Source organism: Vibrio sp. 03_296 (assembly GCF_002265885.1).
The window spans coordinates 1-1,522 of sequence record NZ_NPKW01000010.1 but is presented as its reverse complement, the minus strand read 5'-3'; the positions used below and the strand labels follow the sequence as shown (position 1 = coordinate 1,522).

At 46.3% G+C, this 1,522-nt stretch carries 2 protein-coding genes, 1 tRNA gene and 2 rRNA genes; 4 read left to right on the top strand and 1 reads right to left on the bottom strand.

Going from position 1 to position 1,522, the window contains the following annotated elements; genetic code table 11:
* The 3 genes from CIK04_RS00680 to CIK04_RS00670 all read left to right on the top strand — a co-directional run.
* Positions 1-95: ribosomal RNA gene (locus CIK04_RS00680) — 23S ribosomal RNA — on the top strand; the annotation flags it as partial.
* An 89-nt stretch (positions 96-184) separates the two neighbouring features.
* Positions 185-300, top strand: a 5S ribosomal RNA gene (rrf, locus tag CIK04_RS00675).
* A 30-nt stretch (positions 301-330) separates the two neighbouring features.
* Positions 331-407, top strand: a tRNA-Asp gene (locus tag CIK04_RS00670).
* 126 nt (positions 408-533) lie between these two features.
* Here CIK04_RS00670 and CIK04_RS00665 read toward each other — a convergent pair.
* Entirely contained in the window at positions 534-1,250 is a 717-nt protein-coding gene (locus tag CIK04_RS00665) for an IS630 family transposase (protein WP_176463261.1), read from the bottom strand.
* 65 nt (positions 1,251-1,315) lie between these two features.
* On the opposite strand from CIK04_RS00665, the gene CIK04_RS00660 reads away from it, so the two are divergent.
* On the top strand, positions 1,316-1,522 hold a 207-nt coding region (locus CIK04_RS00660), incomplete at its 3' end, for a helix-turn-helix domain-containing protein (protein WP_142994974.1).

Sequence of the window (1,522 nt, the reverse complement as noted above, 5' to 3'; positions counted from 1 at the left end):
AGGGTTGTTCGAGACTAGAACGTTGATAGGCAGGGTGTGTAAGCGCTGTGAGGCGTTGAGCTAACCTGTACTAATTGCCCGTGAGGCTTAACCATACAACACCCAAAGGGTTTTGATGGACTCAAAGCAAGAACGAATTGAATGTGTAGAGAACGCAAACAGCTTTCCGAATTTTAAGAATTTGCTTGGCGACCATAGCGTTTTGGACCCACCTGAACCCATTCCGAACTCAGAAGTGAAACGAAATAGCGTCGATGGTAGTGTGGGGTTTCCCCATGTGAGAGTAGAACATCGCCAGGCTTTTAATTTAGACTTAGGTCTAACCAGTGCGGAGCGGTAGTTCAGTTGGTTAGAATACCGGCCTGTCACGCCGGGGGTCGCGGGTTCGAGTCCCGTCCGCTCCGCCACTTATTTAGAAACCCAGTCTTCGGACTGGGTTTTGTCGTTTTCAGCGTGATGAATTTTTCTTTCAAGGGAATGCTTCTCGCTTATGTCAGAGTTGAAAGCTCTGCCGCTTATACCAATCTGGACAATTAACTGGTCAGGTCTATCCATCTTCTCGAGCACATCTGTCTGACTCTGGTCGAACATTCCAAAAAACTATTCCAAGTCCTACATACTTTGGAGACAATGCCTTCGTAATCCGCAAAAGATGGATTGGCGAGATAGTGTTGTCTTAACCCACTCCACACTTGTTCTATCGGGTTTAGCTCTGGTGAATAGGGTGGGAGCTTGGTGATACTGACATTATCAAATGGCTCAGCAATGTCATTGGTATGCCAACCCGCGCCATCCATAATGACCACTGCGTGACGACCTTTTTCGGTCACCGTGGAGAGCTGCTTCAGATGCTCAACCATAATGTTCTTGTTAACCCAAGGAACGACCATTGCCTCGCCAATACCTCTAGCGGGACATACTGAGCCAAACAAATACGCATATTCAAACTGCTGCTGTTTTACCACTCTTGGTCTTGAGCCACGCTCAACCCAAAGTCGAGTTGTCGTGTTTTGCTGGCCAAATCGTGCTTCGTCCTGAATTTGCAGGGATTGACGAGGGTGCTTGGCGCGTGAAGTTATCCAAGAAAAGCCCATATGGTTGAGCAAATAGTAGCTCGAATCTGGGTGGTAGTGTTTGCCAAATTCATTAACGATATAAGCATGAATATCGTTACCAGTTAATCGACCGCCAGACGAATCCATCGCTTGGGCTTTTATATACTGCTTGGATTCAAGTACGAAGTGCGACACCTCTGAACATAAAAACAGTAAGGTGCGATAATCATGAACTTTGCTCCCGCCAAGAAGTAAAAAACATGAAATACACACACCTCACTGAGAACGAAAGGTATATGATTTCTGCGCTCAGAAAGCAAGGAATTAGTACCGCTRAAATAGCTAAACAACTGGGGCGYCAYAAAGCCACTATCTATCGAGAAATTGAACRCAATTGTCGTTACAACAAGTTCTTCGATAGGTACTCTTATCAACCAGAGCGGGCACAGCAAATGGCGCGAAACCGG